The 15,583-nt window shown below is 69.6% G+C and carries 11 protein-coding genes and 1 pseudogene; 8 read left to right on the top strand and 4 right to left on the bottom strand.

Translation table 11 applies throughout. The features are described 5' to 3' along the window. Nucleotides 1–10 precede the first annotated feature (10 nt). A complete protein-coding gene (locus tag ACFWIW_RS16515; protein WP_378369228.1) occupies nucleotides 11–901 on the bottom strand; it encodes an SDR family oxidoreductase in 891 nt (296 codons plus the stop codon). 13 nt (nucleotides 902–914) lie between these two features. Next, nucleotides 915–2,333 (bottom strand): MFS transporter, encoded by a 1,419-nt coding sequence (locus ACFWIW_RS16510; protein ID WP_378369364.1) that lies wholly within the window; start codon nucleotides 2,331–2,333, stop codon nucleotides 915–917. A 138-nt stretch (nucleotides 2,334–2,471) separates the two neighbouring features. Between ACFWIW_RS16510 and ACFWIW_RS16505 the strand changes: the two genes are divergently transcribed. Together ACFWIW_RS16505 and ACFWIW_RS16500 are read left to right on the top strand one after the other, a co-directional pair. Beyond that, nucleotides 2,472–3,425, top strand: a complete 954-nt coding sequence (locus ACFWIW_RS16505) for a LysR family transcriptional regulator (protein ID WP_378369227.1) — start codon at nucleotides 2,472–2,474, stop codon at nucleotides 3,423–3,425. 135 nt (nucleotides 3,426–3,560) lie between these two features. Continuing rightward, nucleotides 3,561–3,992 (top strand): annotated as a pseudogene (locus tag ACFWIW_RS16500) (MgtC/SapB family protein); the annotation flags it as partial. Between the two features lie 54 nt (nucleotides 3,993–4,046). Here the strand turns inward: ACFWIW_RS16500 and ACFWIW_RS16495 are convergent. Together ACFWIW_RS16495 and acnA are read right to left on the bottom strand one after the other, a co-directional pair. Then, nucleotides 4,047–4,850, bottom strand: a complete 804-nt coding sequence (locus ACFWIW_RS16495; RefSeq protein ID WP_378369226.1) for an alpha/beta fold hydrolase — start codon at nucleotides 4,848–4,850, stop codon at nucleotides 4,047–4,049. Nucleotides 4,851–4,923: 73 nt separating this feature from the next. After that, on the bottom strand, nucleotides 4,924–7,731 hold the full coding sequence (gene acnA / locus ACFWIW_RS16490; RefSeq protein WP_378369225.1) for an aconitate hydratase AcnA: 2,808 nt from the start codon (nucleotides 7,729–7,731) through the stop codon (nucleotides 4,924–4,926). Between the two features lie 341 nt (nucleotides 7,732–8,072). Between acnA and ACFWIW_RS16485 the strand changes: the two genes are divergently transcribed. The 6 genes from ACFWIW_RS16485 (at nucleotide 8,073) to ACFWIW_RS16460 (ending at nucleotide 15,380) form a co-directional block, all read left to right on the top strand. Continuing rightward, nucleotides 8,073–9,422 (top strand): NlpC/P60 family protein, encoded by a 1,350-nt coding sequence (locus ACFWIW_RS16485; protein ID WP_378369224.1) that lies wholly within the window; start codon nucleotides 8,073–8,075, stop codon nucleotides 9,420–9,422. Between the two features lie 2 nt (nucleotides 9,423–9,424). After that, nucleotides 9,425–9,967 (top strand): molybdenum cofactor guanylyltransferase, encoded by a 543-nt coding sequence (locus tag ACFWIW_RS16480; RefSeq protein WP_378369223.1) that lies wholly within the window; start codon nucleotides 9,425–9,427, stop codon nucleotides 9,965–9,967. 44 nt (nucleotides 9,968–10,011) lie between these two features. Beyond that, a complete protein-coding gene (locus ACFWIW_RS16475) occupies nucleotides 10,012–12,288 on the top strand; it encodes a hypothetical protein (protein ID WP_378369222.1) in 2,277 nt (758 codons plus the stop codon). 92 nt (nucleotides 12,289–12,380) lie between these two features. Then, nucleotides 12,381–13,448 (top strand): AAA family ATPase, encoded by a 1,068-nt coding sequence (locus ACFWIW_RS16470; RefSeq protein ID WP_378369221.1) that lies wholly within the window; start codon nucleotides 12,381–12,383, stop codon nucleotides 13,446–13,448. A 70-nt stretch (nucleotides 13,449–13,518) separates the two neighbouring features. After that, nucleotides 13,519–14,403 carry a DUF58 domain-containing protein gene (locus tag ACFWIW_RS16465; RefSeq protein ID WP_378369363.1) on the top strand — a complete coding sequence of 295 codons (885 nt, stop codon included), beginning with the start codon at nucleotides 13,519–13,521 and terminating at the stop codon, nucleotides 14,401–14,403. Beyond that, nucleotides 14,400–15,380, top strand: a complete 981-nt coding sequence (locus ACFWIW_RS16460) for a VWA domain-containing protein (RefSeq protein ID WP_378369220.1) — start codon at nucleotides 14,400–14,402, stop codon at nucleotides 15,378–15,380. The genes ACFWIW_RS16465 and ACFWIW_RS16460 overlap by 4 nt, the downstream gene beginning before the upstream one ends. Nucleotides 15,381–15,583: the final 203 nt, after the last annotated feature.

Below are 15,583 nucleotides of genomic sequence, written 5' to 3'. Positions count from 1 at the left end.
TTCCTCTCGATCAGGCGTAGGCGCCGGCTTCGATGTCTTCGGCCAGGCTCGGTCCGGACGGGGTCCACTTCAGGAGTTCGCGGGTGCGCGCGCTGGACGCGGACATGTCCAGTGCGAAGAACCGGCCGACGAATCCGAAGTGCTCGGCGGCGTTCTCCGGTGCCACGGACACCACCGGGACGTCGAGTGCCCGTCCGATGGCTTCGGCGATTTCCTTCGTGGTGACGGCTTCTTCCGCGACCGCGTGGAGCAGCGAGCCGGTGGGCGCGCCTTCCAGCCCCAGCCGGACGAGCCGGGCCGCGTCGGTGCGGTGGACGGCGGCCCAGGCCGCGCCGCCGTCGCCGAGGTAGCCGGACACGCCATGTTCACGAGCGGCCGCCACGAGCGCGGCGACGAAACCGCGGTCGCCCGCACCGTGCACGGACGGCGCGAAGCGGGCACTGATCACGCGCATGCCCTTCTCGGCGTACTCGAGCGCGAGGTTCTCGGCACCGCCGCGGTGGGAATCGGGGCCGACGGCAGGCGAGAGGTCGGCCTCGGTGGCGGGGCGTCCGGTGACCAGGGTCGAGAGGCCGGCAGCGAGGACGAAGGCCCGCCCGGTACCGGACAAGGCGTCGGCGAAGGTCTGGACGGCCGCCCGCTCGGCCCGGTTGGACTCCGTGGGGTTGGCCCAGTCGTGCTTGTTCGCCAGATGGATGACGGCGTCGGCCGCCTCGGCGCCCGCGCGGAGGCCGTCGAGGTCGTCCAGGTCGCCGCGGTGTGTGCGGGCGCCTTTCCGCTCCAGCGCGGCGGCGGAGGCGTCCGATCGGACGAGGCCGGTGACCTCGTGCCCGGTGTCGAGCAGTTCGTCCACGACGGCCGAGCCGATCCAGCCGGTCGCCCCGGTGACGAATACGCGCATGGGAATGCTCCTTCTACTTGATGGTGCGGGAAAGCCGTGATTGCAGGACGACGAGCGCCCCGAGGACGAGCACGCTCACGCCGATCACCCGGAGCGCGGTGCTCGCGCCGGTGACGAACGCGGAGATCACCTCCGGCGAGCGGCCGGGCGCGGCGGCCAGCGCCTGCGCGACGGTGTGCGGATCGTGGTCCGCGCGGATGTCGGACGGCAGCGCCGCGACGAACCGTCCGGTGAGGACGGTGCCGATGACCGCGACACCGAGCGCGCTGCCGAATTCGCGCGTGGTGGCCTGCAGCCCGGCACCGACACCGGCCTGCGCCGGAGGCAGTGAACCGGAGATCGCCGCGGACAGCGTCGGAAGGGCCAGCGTGACACCGATCCCGGTCACCACGAGCCAGGCCGCGTAGACCGGATACGGCGTCGAAGCGTCGCTTGTGGACAGTCCGATGAGGCCGCAGCCGCAGGAGAGGAACGCGATGGCGACGACGACGTCGACTCCGAAGCGCTGGACCGCCTTGCCAACGTGCCGCGCGCCGAGGATGACCGGGACGGTCAGCGGGATGATCCCGAGCCCGGTCGGCAGGACACCGAAACCCTTGCCGTACTGGAGGAAGGACGCGTTGACGTAGAACAGCGCGAACATCCCGAAGAAGATCGCGGTCATGCCGAGACAGGCACTGCGCAGCGTGGGCACCCGGAACAACCGGGGATCGAGCAGCGGGTGCCCGGCCTTCAGTTCCACGAACGTCCACAGGGCGAACAGCACGACCGAACCGGCGAATCCGGCCAGGACGATCGGGCTGGTCCAACCCGCTTCGGGACCTTCGACGATGCCGAGCAGCAGCGCGACCGAAGCGCCCACGAGCAGGACGGTGCCGAGCGGGCTGAGCGGCCGCTCGTGCCGCGGGGACACCGGCGCGATCCGGGCGACGAGTGCGACGAGCACCAGGGACAGCGGGACGGCGGCCGCGAACAGCCATCGCCACGATCCGCCCGCCAGTACGGCGCCGCCGCCGGCGTTCCCTGCGACACCGCCGATCCCGGTCATCGACGCCCAGGTCGCGATGGTGACGCCCGTCCGCTCGGCCGGGACGGCGTGCAGCAGGACGGCGAGCGTGTTCGGCAGCACCGCGGCGGCCCCGATCCCGGTGATCGCCCGGCCGGCGAGCAGGAAGGGCACATTCGGCGCGATCGCCGACAGCAGCGCGCCGAGCGCGAAGAGCGCCAGGCCGGCGAGCAGGACGCCCTTGCGGCCGAAGCGATCGCCCGCCGCTCCGCCGGGGATCACGAGACAGGCGAAGAAGATCACATAGGTGTCGACGATCCAGATCAGCGCCGACGCGGACGGGTGGAGGTCGCTCGCGGCGAGCATCGGGACGGCGAGGTTGATCGCGGCGACCATCCCGACCACGAGCACGACACAGGCGCACATGGCGGTCAGCAGGCCGCGCCGCGAGTCTGCCGGGGCCTCGCGGGTTTGAAGTCGGAGTGGCATGTCCACGACGCTATGGGCCAGCGGGTTCTTCGTGCCACGCAACTTTGGCAACGCAGACTTGCGTACGATGCAACAATGGCCGATCAGCTGGACCTCAACCTCTTGCGGGTGTTCGACGCCTTGCTGCGGGAGGGCAGCGTGACGGCGGCCGCCGAACGACTGCATCTGTCGATCCCGGCGGCCAGCCGGGCGCTGGGCCGGTTGCGGCGCGCGATGGGGGATCCGATCCTCGTGCGCGCCGGCCGCGGGATGGTGCCGACGCCGTTCGCGCTCCGCACGGCACCGCGGGTGCGATCACTGCTCGACGAGGCGTCGGCGCTGATCAGCGCGGACCGCGAACTTTCGATCGGCGACCTCGAACGCACCTTCACCATCCGCATCAACGACGGCGTCGCCGCGACACTGGTGACGGCTGCCGTCGAGGCGACCGCGGCCGTCGCCCCGGGCGTCGTCCTGCGCTTCGTCGCGGAAGGCAGCGAAAGCACCGAAGCCTTGCGCGACGGTTCGGTGGACCTGGACATCGGCGCGGGTGACATCACGGCCCCCGACATCCACTCGACGCTGCTGTACCACGAACGTGTGGTCGCGATCGTCAGGGCGGACGGTCCGCTCGGGAGTGTGCGGCGTCCGACGCTGGCGCAACTTTGCCGCTATCCCCACGTTTCCGCGTCGCGGCGTGGCCGGGGCAGGGGACCGCTCGACGACGTGCTCGAGGCGGCCGGTCTCCAGCGCCGGGTCGCCGCGGTCGTCCCCACTTCCGCCGTCGCCGCGTTCCTGGTCGCGTCGAGCGACTACATCGGGCTCGCGCCCCAGCGGCTCGCCGAGCAATACGGCCGGTCGCTCGGCATCCGCTGGTTCCCGATCCCCGCCGGCCTCCCGCGGATCGAGGTCTGTCAGCTCTGGCACGCGCGGCTCGACGCCGACCCGGCCCAGCGCTGGCTGCGTGACACGATCCACGCCGCGCTCGGCCCGTCCGGTGGTAGAGTCCCGAAGGTTGATCAACACCGATCGAGTACGAAAGCGAGGTGAGCGGCACATGCCGGAAGACAGTTCTGGACCGACCGGACGTGGTCGCCGTTCACCCGTGTGCGCGGTGCGCTGACCTTCTCCGGTCTCCTTTCCCTGTCTGGCTTTGTGTACGCACGCCAGAAAAGAGCCGGGATCATGAACACCTTCGAAATGCTGCTCAGGGTCGGCACCGGTGTCGGCCTCGGCGCCGTCATCGGCATCGAGCGCCAGTACCGCGCCCGGATGGCCGGACTCCGCACCAACGCCCTCGTCGCCGTCGGCGCGACCCTTTTCGTCCTGTTGTCCGCCCACGGTTTCGGCGGGCTGAACACCAGCGGTGACGCCGACCCGACGCGCGTCGCGGCCCAGATCGTCTCCGGTATCGGTTTCCTCGGCGCCGGGGTGATCCTGCGGGACGGGCTGAACGTGCGCGGGCTCAACACCGCGGCCACCCTGTGGTGCTCGGCTGCCGTCGGATCCCTTGCGGGAGCGGGACTTTACGTCGTCGCGCTCGCCGGGACCGTGGTGATCGTCGGGGTCAACGTGCTGTTGCGCCCGCTCGGCCGCGTCGTCGACCGCCGCCCGGAACACCGGGAAGACGACCTCGTGAGTGGTAAGGACGGTTAGAACCGTCCTTACCACTCACGAGCAGGCCAGGAAATCCAGCACTGTCCGCGAGAACTCGGCGGGTTTCTCCAGATTGATCATGTGCGCGACCCCGGGGACGACCTGTTTCCGGGCGTCGCGTGCTTCGCTTTCGATCCGGCAGGCGATGGCCAGGATGTCCGAGGAATCCAGATCTCCCACCAAGGTCAAGGTGCGCGGGGCCAGCTCGCCGATGCGTTCGACGGCCCGAAGTTCGTCCATCAGCGTGAAGCCGGAGAGTCCGTGCCGCACGACCGTCTGCGTGTACATCTCCTGGCACAGCCGCCGGACTCGCTGATCGACGTCCGCGGGTGCGCGCCGCGGCCCGTCCACCCACATGCGCAGGATGCATTCGATGGCGCCAGGGAGATCGCCCCTGGAGCCGGCCTCTTCGAGCTTCTTGTTCTGTTCCAAGACGAAAGGATCTTTCGTCACCATCGCGCTGAGGCCGGTGGCGACGAGCACGAGGTTCTCGACCAGATCCGGGTAGGTCAGTGCGAAGTCGACCGCGATCCGGCCGCCACCGGACAAGCCGACCAGTGACGCGCGGGGGAGCCCCAGCGCGGCCATCAGCTCGCGGAGATCCTCGTAGTGCTTGAACCGCTCCGTCGGCGTGGACGACTCGCCGTGCCCGCGCGCGTCGTACCGGATGGCGGTGTGGTGTGGTGCGAGCGCCGTCATCTCGGCGTCCCACATCCGGGAGTCGAGGATCCCGCCGTGCAGCAGGATCACCGGATCGCCGTCGCCCCGGGCCTCGTACGCCAATTCGCCGTTTTCGACCTGAACTCTCCCCGTGGTCATACCGCACGGTACCGAAGAACGCGAAAGGCTCCTTTCCCCAAAGTGCGGGGAAAGGAGCCTTCGTGTGCCGTGCTTACGCCTGGGTCATCTTCCGCAGGACGTACTGCAGGATGCCGCCGTTGCGGTAGTAGTCCGCCTCACCCGGGGTGTCGATGCGGACGTCCGCGTCGAACTCCACCTTGGTGCCGTCGGTCTTCGTCGCGGTGACGTGGACCGTGCGCGGGGTCTCGCCGTCGTTCAGCTTCGTGATGCCCGAGATGTCGAACGTCTCGGTGCCGTCGAGGCCGAGCGAGGAGGCCGACTCGCCCGCCGGGAACTGCAGCGGGATGACGCCCATGCCGATCAGGTTCGACCGGTGGATGCGCTCGAACGACTCGGTGATCACCGCGCGCACGCCCAGCAGGCGCGTGCCCTTGGCCGCCCAGTCACGCGACGATCCGGAGCCGTACTCCTTGCCGCCCAGGACGACCAGCGGGATGTCCTGCGCCGCGTAGTTCTGCGCCGCGTCGTAGATGAACGCCTGCGGGGCGTCGGCCTGGGTGAAGTCGCGGGTGTAGCCGCCCTGCACGTCGTCCAGCAGCTGGTTGCGCAGCCGGATGTTCGCGAAGGTGCCGCGGATCATGACCTCGTGGTTACCGCGACGCGAGCCGTAGGAGTTGAAGTCCTTCTTCTCCACGCCGTGCTCGGTCAGGTACTGCGCGGCCGGGGTGCCCGGCTTGATCGCGCCGGCCGGGGAGATGTGGTCGGTGGTGACCGAGTCGCCCAGCTTCGCCAGCACGCGCGCGCCGGAGATGTCGGTGACCGGGGCGGGCTCCGCCTGCATGCCCTCGAAGTACGGGGGCTTCCGGACGTAGGTGGACTCCGCGTCCCAGTCGAAGGTTTTGCCCTCGGGGGTCGGCAGCGACTTCCACCGCTCGCCACCGTCGAAGACGTCGGCGTAGTCCTTGGTGAACATCTCCTGCGTGATCGCGTAGTCGATGGTCTCCTGGATCTCCTTGGCCGACGGCCAGATGTCCTTCAGGAAGACGTCGTTGCCGTCGGAGTCCTGGCCGAGCGGCTGGGCCTCGAAGTCGAAGTCCATCGTGCCGGCGAGCGCGTACGCGATGACCAGCGGCGGCGACGCGAGGTAGTTCATCTTCACGTCGGGGTTGATGCGGCCTTCGAAGTTCCGGTTGCCCGAGAGCACCGAAACCGCGGTGAGGTCGTTCTCCTGGATCGCGGCGGAGATCTCGTCCGAGAGCGGGCCGGAGTTGCCGATGCAGGTGGTGCAGCCGTAGCCGACCAGGTGGTAGCCGAGCTTCTCCAGGTACGGCCAGAGGCCGGCCTTGTCGTAGTAGTCGGTGACGACCTGCGAACCCGGCGCCATCGAGGTCTTGACCCACGGCTTGACCGAGAGGCCCTTGTCGACCGCGTTCCGCGCGAGCAGCGCCGCGCCGAGCATGACCGACGGGTTGGAGGTGTTGGTGCACGAGGTGATCGAGGCGATCACCACGGCGCCGTGGTCGAGGATGAACTCGCCGCGGTCGGCGCTGCTGACCTTGATCGGGTTGGTCGGGCGGCCGGTGTGGCCGTTCGCCGCCGACTGGATGTCGACCGCGCCCTCGTCCTTGAACGAGAGGGCCGCCGGGTCGCTGGCCGGGAAGGACTCTTCGACGGCTTCGTCCACGTTGGTGTGCGGGACCTCTTCGCCGCCGACGTAGTCGTGGATCGACTTGCGGAAGGAGTTCTTCGCGTCGGTGAGCTCGATGCGGTCCTGCGGGCGCTTCGGGCCGGCGATCGACGGGACGACCGTCGACAGGTCCAGCTCGATGTACTCGGAGTACTCCGGCTCGTGCGACGGGTCGTGCCAGAGGCCCTGCTCCTTGGCGTAGGCCTCGACGAGCGCGACCTGCTCCTCGGAGCGGCCGGTGAGCTTGAGGTAGCGGACGGTCTCCTCGTCGATCGGGAAGATCGCCGCGGTGGAGCCGAACTCGGGGCTCATGTTGCCGATGGTGGCGCGGTTCGCCAGCGGCACCGCGCCGACGCTCTCGCCGTAGAACTCGACGAACTTGCTGACCACACCGTGCTTGCGCAGCATCTCGGTGATGGTGAGCACGACGTCGGTGGCGGTCACGCCGGTGGGGATCTCGCCGGTGAGCTTGAAGCCCACGACGCGCGGGATGAGCATGGAGACCGGCTGGCCGAGCATGGCGGCCTCGGCCTCGATGCCGCCGACGCCCCAGCCCAGCACGCCGAGGCCGTTGACCATGGTGGTGTGCGAGTCGGTGCCGACGCAGGAGTCGGGGTACGCCTGGCCGTTGCGGGCCATCACCGTGCGCGCGAGGTGCTCGATGTTGACCTGGTGCACGATGCCGGTGCCCGGCGGGACGACCTTGAACTCGTCGAAGGCGCCCTGGCCCCAGCGCAGGAACTGGTAGCGCTCGCGGTTGCGCTCGTACTCGATCTCGACGTTGCGCTCGAAGGCGTCGGCGCGGCCGAAGACGTCGATGATGACGGAGTGGTCGATGACCAGTTCGGCGGGGGCGAGCGGGTTCACCTTGTCCGGGTCGCCGCCGAGGTCGGTGACGGCCTCGCGCATGGTGGCGAGGTCGACGACGCAGGGGACACCGGTGAAGTCCTGCATGATCACGCGGGCCGGCGTGAACTGGATCTCGATCGACGGGTCGGCCTTGGCGTCCCAGTTGCCGAGCGCGCGGATGTGGTCGGCGGTGATGTTCGCGCCGTCCTCGGTCCGCAGCAGGTTCTCGAGCAGGATCTTCAGGCTGTAGGGAAGGCGCTGGGAGCCCTCGACCTTGTTGAGGCGGAACACCTCGTAGGAGGCGTCGCCCACCTTCAGCGTGTCTTTGGCGCCGAAGCTGTCCTTGCTGGCGGGTGCGGTCACTTCTAACTCCAGTGGCGGGTCAGTTCGGTGTGTTCTCCAGGTCGTTCGGGCCGACCCGGAGCGAGTGTTGCGCACCCCCACCGTAGGTCCGGACCCGGGATGGCACACCTCGTTCGTCCCTTCAAACAGTACGCCCGTCCTGTTTGGCTTGGCAAGCCGACACGCGGGTCATGAAGGTCTCAGCGCCTGCGGCCGTTCGAGTGACGAAACGTTCGTCTGTTCGTCCCCCGTTGAGGGGAAATGGTGCCTACGGTGTGTAAGTTCCTGGTGGTGCTTCTGGTAATGCTGTGACGGCAGTGGCACAGTGAGCTCATTGTTCAAGATCAGGAGGTGGGCGGATCGTGCGTGGTGAAGCCGGGTCGGGGACCGGTGCCCGCCGTGGCATGACCATCGGCGCGCTCGGCATCGCCCTGTTGCTCGGGGTGACGGGTACGGCCGTCGCGGTGCCGCCGCCTCCGCCGAACCCCAGCGACTCCGAGATCAACTCCAGCAAGGCCGACGCCAACGCCAAGGCGGGCGACGTCGGCAGGCTCACGAACCAGCTGGCCCAGGCCGAGTCGAAGCTCGCCCAGCTCAACGACGACGTCGAGCTGAAGATGGAAGAGGCCAACAAGGCCAGGGTCGACGCGGAGACCGCGCAGGACGAAGCCGCGCAGGCCGATCGCGAGGCGCGGTCCGCGCGTACCGAATCCGACGCCGCGCAGGCGACCATCGACAAGGCCCGCGCCGATCTCGACAAGTTCGCCGCCGCGAGTTTCCAGCAGGGCAGCACGATCGGCTCGGTGTCGGCGTACCTGACCGCCAACAGCCCGAAGGAACTCCTCGGCCGCGCCCAGATGCTCGACGCGGTCGGCGGCAGCAGGCTCAACGCCCTCGACGCGATGAAGCGGGCGCAGACGGACAAGTCCAACAAGGACGCGACCGCGCGCAAGAAGCTGGAGATCGCGCAGGAGCGCAAGCGGGCGGCCGAGGCGGCCAAGCACGAAGCCGACAACGCGCAGAGCGCCGCGCAGCACGCCCAGGACACCCAGGCCGCGCAGAACCAGAAACTGGAAGCCGACAAGGCCAGTGTCGAGAAGCAGCTCTTCGAAGCGCAGCAGAAGGTCAACGGCCTGCAGGGCCAGCGGCAGCGCTACGAGGACTGGAAGGCGCAGAAGGCCCGCGAGGACGAGGAACGCGCTCGTCAGGCCGCTCTCGCCGCGGAAAGGCCCAGCCAGGGCGGCGGTGGCCGTCCGTCCGGCAGGCCCGTCCAGTCGGCTCCCGCCGGGGCGAGCGTCGAGGCCGTCGTGCGGCGGGCGCTCTCGCAGCTCGGCGTGGTCTACGCCTGGGGTGGCGGCAACACCTCCGGCCCGACCCGCGGTATCCGCGACGGCGGTACGGCGGACCGCTACGGCGACTACAACAAGATCGGGTTCGACTGCTCGGGCTTGATGATCTACGCGTTCGCCGGGGTGAAGTCGCTTCCGCACTACAGCGGCTACCAGTACAACGCCGGGCGGAAGGTGCCGCTCTCCCAGATGCGCCGCGGCGACATGCTCTTCTGGGGCGGCAGCGCGCGCGGTATCCACCACGTCGCGATGTACCTCGGGAACGGCCAGATGGTCGAAGCGCCGCAGTCGGGCCTGCGGGTCCGGATCGCGCCGGTGCGGTACGGCGGCATCATGCCGTACGCGACCCGCTTGATCGGCTAAGCGTGCCTTACGCGGGGATCGTGCTGGCGGGTGGCGCCGCGCGTCGCCTGTCCGGTGTGGACAAACCCGCGCTCCCCGTCGGTGGGAAACCGTTGCTGGCCAGGGCATTGGCGGCGCTCGCGGACGCGGATCCGGTGATCGTCGTCGGCCCGGAACGGCCAGGCTTCGGCGACGTCGTCTGGACCAGGGAGTCGTCACCGGGAACGGGTCCGGTGGCCGCGCTGGCGGCCGGACTCGCGTTGGTGCGCACAGAGCTCGTCGTGGTGCTGGCCGGTGACCTCGCCGGCGTCCGGAAGTCCACTGTGGACCGGCTGCTGGCCGCGCTCGGCGGTGCTTCGGGGGCGGTGCTGGTCGACGCCTCGGGGGAGCGGCAGTGGCTGCTCGGCGCCTGGCGTGCGGATGCCTTGCGCGGTGCCCTGCCGGAGACGGTGGAGAACGCGTCGTTGCGGCGGACGTTGGGCGGGCTGGAGATCGTCGACGTGCCCGAAGAGCCGGGAGAGAGCGACGACATCGACACACCGGCGGATCTGGACCGGTTTTCCTGACCCGAGCAGGGGAACGCGGGCGGGAGGTTCGGCATCATAAGCCGGTGAGCGACCTCCATCCGGACGAGTACGAGTCGGACCTCCTGCGCGACGGCGAGGGATTCATCGAGGATTTCGACACCTGGTCCGCGCTGCTCGCACTGGAGGCCGTGCTCGACGAAGCGCTCACCGAACCGGAGATCGCCTCGGGACTCCGCAGGGAAGGACTCCGCGCCGAAGACGCGCGCAAGGCCGTTCTCGGCGATGTCACCGCGCTCGCGCGGATCCGCATGGAGCGGGAACGGGCGGGCGTGGTCTTCGAACGGCCCCGGCGCCTCCCGTTCCGGCGGGTGACCGTCCGGGAGGCGGGCTGGTTGCTCGTGACCTGCGCGCTCCTCGTGGGGTATCTCCGGATCCTGCAGCTGGCCTGGTCGTCGATGCCATCGCCGTTCCAGCTGGTCGGCGTGCTGGGGCTCGGCGCGGTGATCGGGATGGCGGTCCTGGTGATCGGCCGCCGGATCCCCGGGCTCTTCGTCACCGAAGGCTGGCAACGCGCCGAGGAGTGGGCACATCCGGAGATGATCGGTCTGGGCGACCGGTGGGAGTTCGCGTTGCGGGAGATCGTTCTGCCCGCCCTCCGTGACCATATCCGGGATCACCGGCGGATCCGCTCGGGCGTGAATCTCGTCTTCGAAGAGCCGGACGCGTCGGCGGAGCTGGAAGCGGGGCTCGTGCGGACGGCCGCGGTGAAGCGGCTCCGGCGGATCGTCGATCGGGCGGATTCGGTGGCCGTTGCGCTGGCCGGGCACCGGGGGACCGGCAAGACCACGTCGATCCGCTCGCTGGAACAGGGGCTGCTGAGCCGATCGGACCGGGCGGCGCCACTGGTCGTGGTCGCCTCCGCTCCCGCCGCGTATGAGGCCCGCGACTTCGTGCTGCACCTGCACGCGTTGCTCTGCAAGGCGGTGCTGGCGAAGATCTCGACGGGTTCGCGAACGGTGTCCGGCCGTCTCCGGCGGCGGCGGATGCTCGGGCGTTCACTCCGGAGGACGTTGGCGTTCCTGGTGTTCTGGGGAGTGGCGGCGTCGGCCGTCTGGCTACTGTGGGGCGGGGCGCCGTGGCACGACCTCTGGACGCTCGCGCTCGACGTCGTGAACGGGCGGGTGACGGCTGGGCAGGTGTGGACGGGACAGCCGAGGGCGAAGCTCTTGGCCCTCGGGGTGGTGTCGCTGTTCCTGCTGCGGGTGGTGCTCGGCGTGGTGGCGGCCGGAGCCGCGGTCGTCCGGTTGCTGATCGCGCGCCGCCGGGACATCCGGCTGGCGGGTTTCCGTCGCCTGACCGAACAGCAACTCGACCGGATCCGGTTCCTGCAGACCTACACGACCGGCTGGTCCGGGAAGCTCAGCATGCCGCTGAAGGGGGAAGCCGGCCGGACCTGGTCGACCCAGCGCGCCGAACAGCAGCTCACCCATCCGGAGGTCGTCGACAAGTTCCGCGAGTTCGCCGAAGAGGCGGCTCGGCGGCTGGAGGCGGAGCGGGTCGCCGGCCGGGTCGTGATCGCGATCGACGAACTGGACAAGATCGGCGAGCCCGACAAGGCGCACCAGTTCATCAACGACGTGAAGGGTGTCTTCGACGTTCCGGGGTGCCTGTTCTTCGTGTCCGTCTCGGACGACGCCGTCCTCGGCTTCGAACAGCGGGGGCTCGGCGTCCGGGACGCCTTCGACAGCGCGTTTTCGGAGATGGTGCGGCTCGAACCGTTCACTTTGGACGAAAGCAGGCTCTGGATCGCCCTGCGGTTGCGGGGGATCTCCGAACAGTTCTGCTACCTGGCGCATTGTCTGTCGGGTGGTCTGCCACGGGACCTCAAACGCTGCGCCACCGAGATGGTCGATCTCGCGAACGAGGTCTACCAGCCGTCACTGGCGATCGTCGCGCGAAGCCTCGTCACCGGGGAGCTGGCGGGGAAGGCCCGCGCCTTCCTCGCCACCGCGGCCACCTTGGACCGCTCGCCGGAACTGGTCGCGCTGACCACGGAGCTGCTCGGCATCCCGGGGACGGAGGCGCCGGAGGCACTGGCCGCGATCGCCGAACGGCTGGTGGCCGACGATGACGGCGATGCCGCCGCGATCAGCGATCTGCGCTGGCACGGCGGCTGTTTCGTGCTGTTCTGCGCGACCGTGCTGGAGGTCTTCGACGACACGCTGACCGTCGACCGGCTGACGCCCCGCCTGCACCGGCTCGCCGTCGTCCGGCAGAGGATGGCGATGCACCCGAAGCAGGCGTGGGACGACCTGGTGAAGTTCCGCGGCGAGGCCCCTTCACAGCCGTCATACCGCTGATCGGGTTGGCTACCGTCACGAACGGCTGTGTCACCGACCACTACGGTCACATCCGGACGCAAGAACGCAAGCGGGGAACACAGGAGGCACGAGTGACCGAGCCCGGCTACGCCGACGGCGCGCAGCAGCCCGGAACGCCGGCGCGGGACGCCCAGTTGCTGGAGCGGACCGTGTTCGAGGTCAAGCGGATCATCGTCGGCCAGGACAGGCTGGTCGAGCGGATGCTGGTCGGCCTGCTGGCCAGGGGGCACCTCCTGCTCGAAGGTGTTCCCGGTGTCGCGAAGACCCTCGCCGTCGAAACCTTCGCGCGAGTGGTCGGCGGCTCGTTCTCGCGCGTGCAGTTCACCCCGGACCTGGTCCCCGCCGACATCCTCGGCACCCGGATCTACCGTCAGGGCGCCGAACGGTTCGACGTCGAACTCGGCCCGGTGGTGGCGAACTTCGTCCTCGCCGACGAGATCAACCGCGCGCCCGCGAAGGTGCAGTCGGCGATGCTCGAGGTGATGGCCGAGCGGCACGTGTCGATCGGCGGCCAGACCTTCCCGATGCCCGACCCGTTCCTCGTGCTCGCCACGCAGAACCCGATCGAGAACGAGGGGGTGTACCCGCTGCCCGAGGCGCAGCGGGACCGCTTCCTGTTCAAGATCGTCGTCGAGTACCCGACGGCCGAGGAAGAGCGCGAGATCATCTACCGGATGGGTGTCACGCCGCCCACCCCGCAAGAGGTGCTCAGCCCGGCGGAGCTGGTGCGGCTGCAGAACGTCGCTTCGCAGGTCTTCGTGCACCATGCGCTCGTCGACTACGTCGTGCGCCTCGTGCTCACCACCCGTACGCCGAACGACCACGGCCTCGCCGACGTCGCGGGCTGGGTGTCCTACGGCGCCTCGCCGCGCGCCAGCCTCGGCATCATCGCCGCGGCCCGCGCGCTGGCACTGGTCCGCGGGCGGGACTACGTGCTGCCGCAGGACGTCGTCGACGTCGTCCCCGACGTGCTGAGGCACCGGCTCGTGCTGTCCTACGACGCCCTGGCCGACGGCGTCCCCATCGACCACATCATCACGCGGGTGCTGCAGACCGTGCCGCTGCCGCAGGTCTCGGCCCGTCCGCAGGGCGGCGCCGGACAGGGCGGCCCGGTCCCGGCCGGCGCACCGGTCAGGTAGGGAAACGAGCGTGAAGAACGAGAAGGGCGAACGTCCTTCCTGGGCTCCGCCGGTACTCCGCGGGGAGCGGATGGAGGCGGGCCTGCGCACGCTCGAACTCGACGTGCGCCGCCGTCTCAACGGACTGTTGCAGGGCAACCATCTCGGCCTGGTGCCGGGGCCCGGTTCGGAACCGGGGGAGGCCCGGCCGTACCAGCCCGGTGACGACGTCCGCCGGATGGACTGGGCGGTCACCGCGCGGACGACGAGCCCGCATATCCGGGAGACCGTCGCCGACCGCGAACTGGAGACATGGCTGGTGGCGGACGTGTCCGCGAGCCTCGACTTCGGCACCGCGCTGTGCGAGAAGCGCGACCTGGTCGTCTGCGCGACGGCCGCGGTCGCCCATCTGACCGGCGGTGGCGGCAACCGGATCGGCGCGCTCGTCTCCAACGGGGCGGGCAACATCACGCGGATCCCGGCGCGCGGCGGGCTCCCGCACGCGCGGGGGCTGGTCCGCAAGATCGCCGAGACACCGCGTGCCGAGGAAGGCGTCCGCGGGGATCTCGCCGCGGCACTGGAGAAACTGCGCCGTCCGCCGCGGCGTCGCGGGCTCGCCGTCGTGATCTCCGATTTCCTCGGCGACACCGAATGGCAGCGTCCGTTGCGCGCGCTCGGCGGGCACCACGACCTCATCGCCATCGAAGTCCTCGACCCGCGCGACATCGACCTGCCCGACGTGGGCACCGTCGTGCTGGCCGACCCGGAGACAGGGAAACAGCGCGAAGTGCACGCTTCGGCCTTGCTGCGCAAGGAATTCGGCGCCGCGGCGCACGCACACCGGCAGGAGGTCGCGGCCGCGCTGCGCCGGGCCGGTGCCGCGCATCTGGTGCTGCGCACCGATTCGGACTGGATCGCGGACATGGTCCGGTTCGTGGTGGCCCGCAAACGCCGCTGGTCCGGTGGTGTCGCGTGAGCCTCACCGGATTCGCCTCGCCGTGGTGGTTCCTGCTGCTGCTGGCGGTCGCCGCGGTGGCCGTGGGCTACGTGCTCTCCCAGCGCGCGCGGCGCAAGCGCACCATGCGGTTCGCCAACCTGGAACTGCTGGAGAAGGTCGCGCCGAAGAGCCAGGGCTGGGTGCGGCACGTGCCCGCCATCCTCATCGTGCTCTCGCTGCTGGTGCTCACCGTCGCGCTCGCCGGGCCGACGGCCGAGCAGAAGGTGCCCCGCAACCGGGCCACCGTGATGCTGGTGATCGACACCTCGCTGTCGATGGAAGCGACCGACGTCGCCCCGACCCGGTTGAAGGCGGCGCAGGAGTCGGCACGGTCGTTCGCGCAGAACATGACGCCGGGCGTGAACCTCGGGTTGATCTCGTTCGCGGGTACGGCGACCGTGCTGGTCGCGCCGACCACCGATCGCGGCGGTGTGGTGAAGGCGATCGACAATCTCAAGCTGGCGCAGTCGACGGCGACCGGTGAAGGGATCTTCGCCGCGCTGCAGTCGATCGAGAGCTTCTCGGCGATCGTCGGTGGCGCGGAAGGGCCGCCGCCCGCCCGGATCGTGTTGATGAGTGACGGCAAGCAGACCGTCCCGGACGACCTGTACGCGCCGCGAGGCGGCTACACGGCCGCTCAGGCCGCGAAGCAGGCTCAGGTGCCGATCTCGTCGATCTCGTTCGGCACCACGCACGGTTCGGTCGACATCGACGGCAAACCGCAGGACGTGAAGGTCGACGACGAATCACTGGAGGAGATCGCGCGGCTCTCGGGCGGCGACTTCTACAAGGCGGCGAGCGCGGACGAGCTGAAACGCGTGTACGACGACCTCGGCGAGCAGATCGGGTACGAGCTGAAGGATGCCGACGCGAGCCGGCCCTGGGTCGTCATCGGGACTCTGGTGCTGATGATCGGGGCGGCGGCTTCGCTCTTCCTGGGGCAACGCCTGCCTTAGCGGCTTTCTGGGCGGCAGGCTGTGTCGCGAAAGCCACTTTCGCAACGTTGAAGGTTGCGAAAGTGGCTTTCGCAACGGGCTCCGGTCGGTCGGTCGGCTGCGTGCCGGGTCGCGGGGGCGGTCCGCTCGTGGTCGTCCGGCGGCCGTGGGGGGGGAGCGTCCCGAGAGGCGGGAAAAACAAAATCAAAGTTGGGTGGGGAGAC

The sequence above is a fragment of the Amycolatopsis sp. NPDC058340 genome, from assembly GCF_042723975.1.
Lineage (GTDB): Bacteria > Actinomycetota > Actinomycetes > Mycobacteriales > Pseudonocardiaceae > Amycolatopsis.
Note: the sequence above shows the minus strand (reverse complement) of the source record. Positions and strands in the feature narration are given on the sequence as shown.

Coding starts and splice junctions, on each gene's coding strand:
- ACFWIW_RS16515 (WP_378369228.1), bottom strand. CDS start 901: ATGCGCGTATTCGTCACCGGGGCGACCGGCTGGATCGGCTCGGCCGTC.
- ACFWIW_RS16510 (WP_378369364.1), bottom strand. CDS start 2,333: ATGTGCGCCTGTGTCGTGCTCGTGGTCGGGATGGTCGCCGCGATCAAC.
- ACFWIW_RS16505 (WP_378369227.1), top strand. CDS start 2,472: ATGGCCGATCAGCTGGACCTCAACCTCTTGCGGGTGTTCGACGCCTTG.
- ACFWIW_RS16495 (WP_378369226.1), bottom strand. CDS start 4,850: ATGACCACGGGGAGAGTTCAGGTCGAAAACGGCGAATTGGCGTACGAG.
- ACFWIW_RS16465 (WP_378369363.1), top strand. CDS start 13,519: ATGGAGGCGGGCCTGCGCACGCTCGAACTCGACGTGCGCCGCCGTCTC.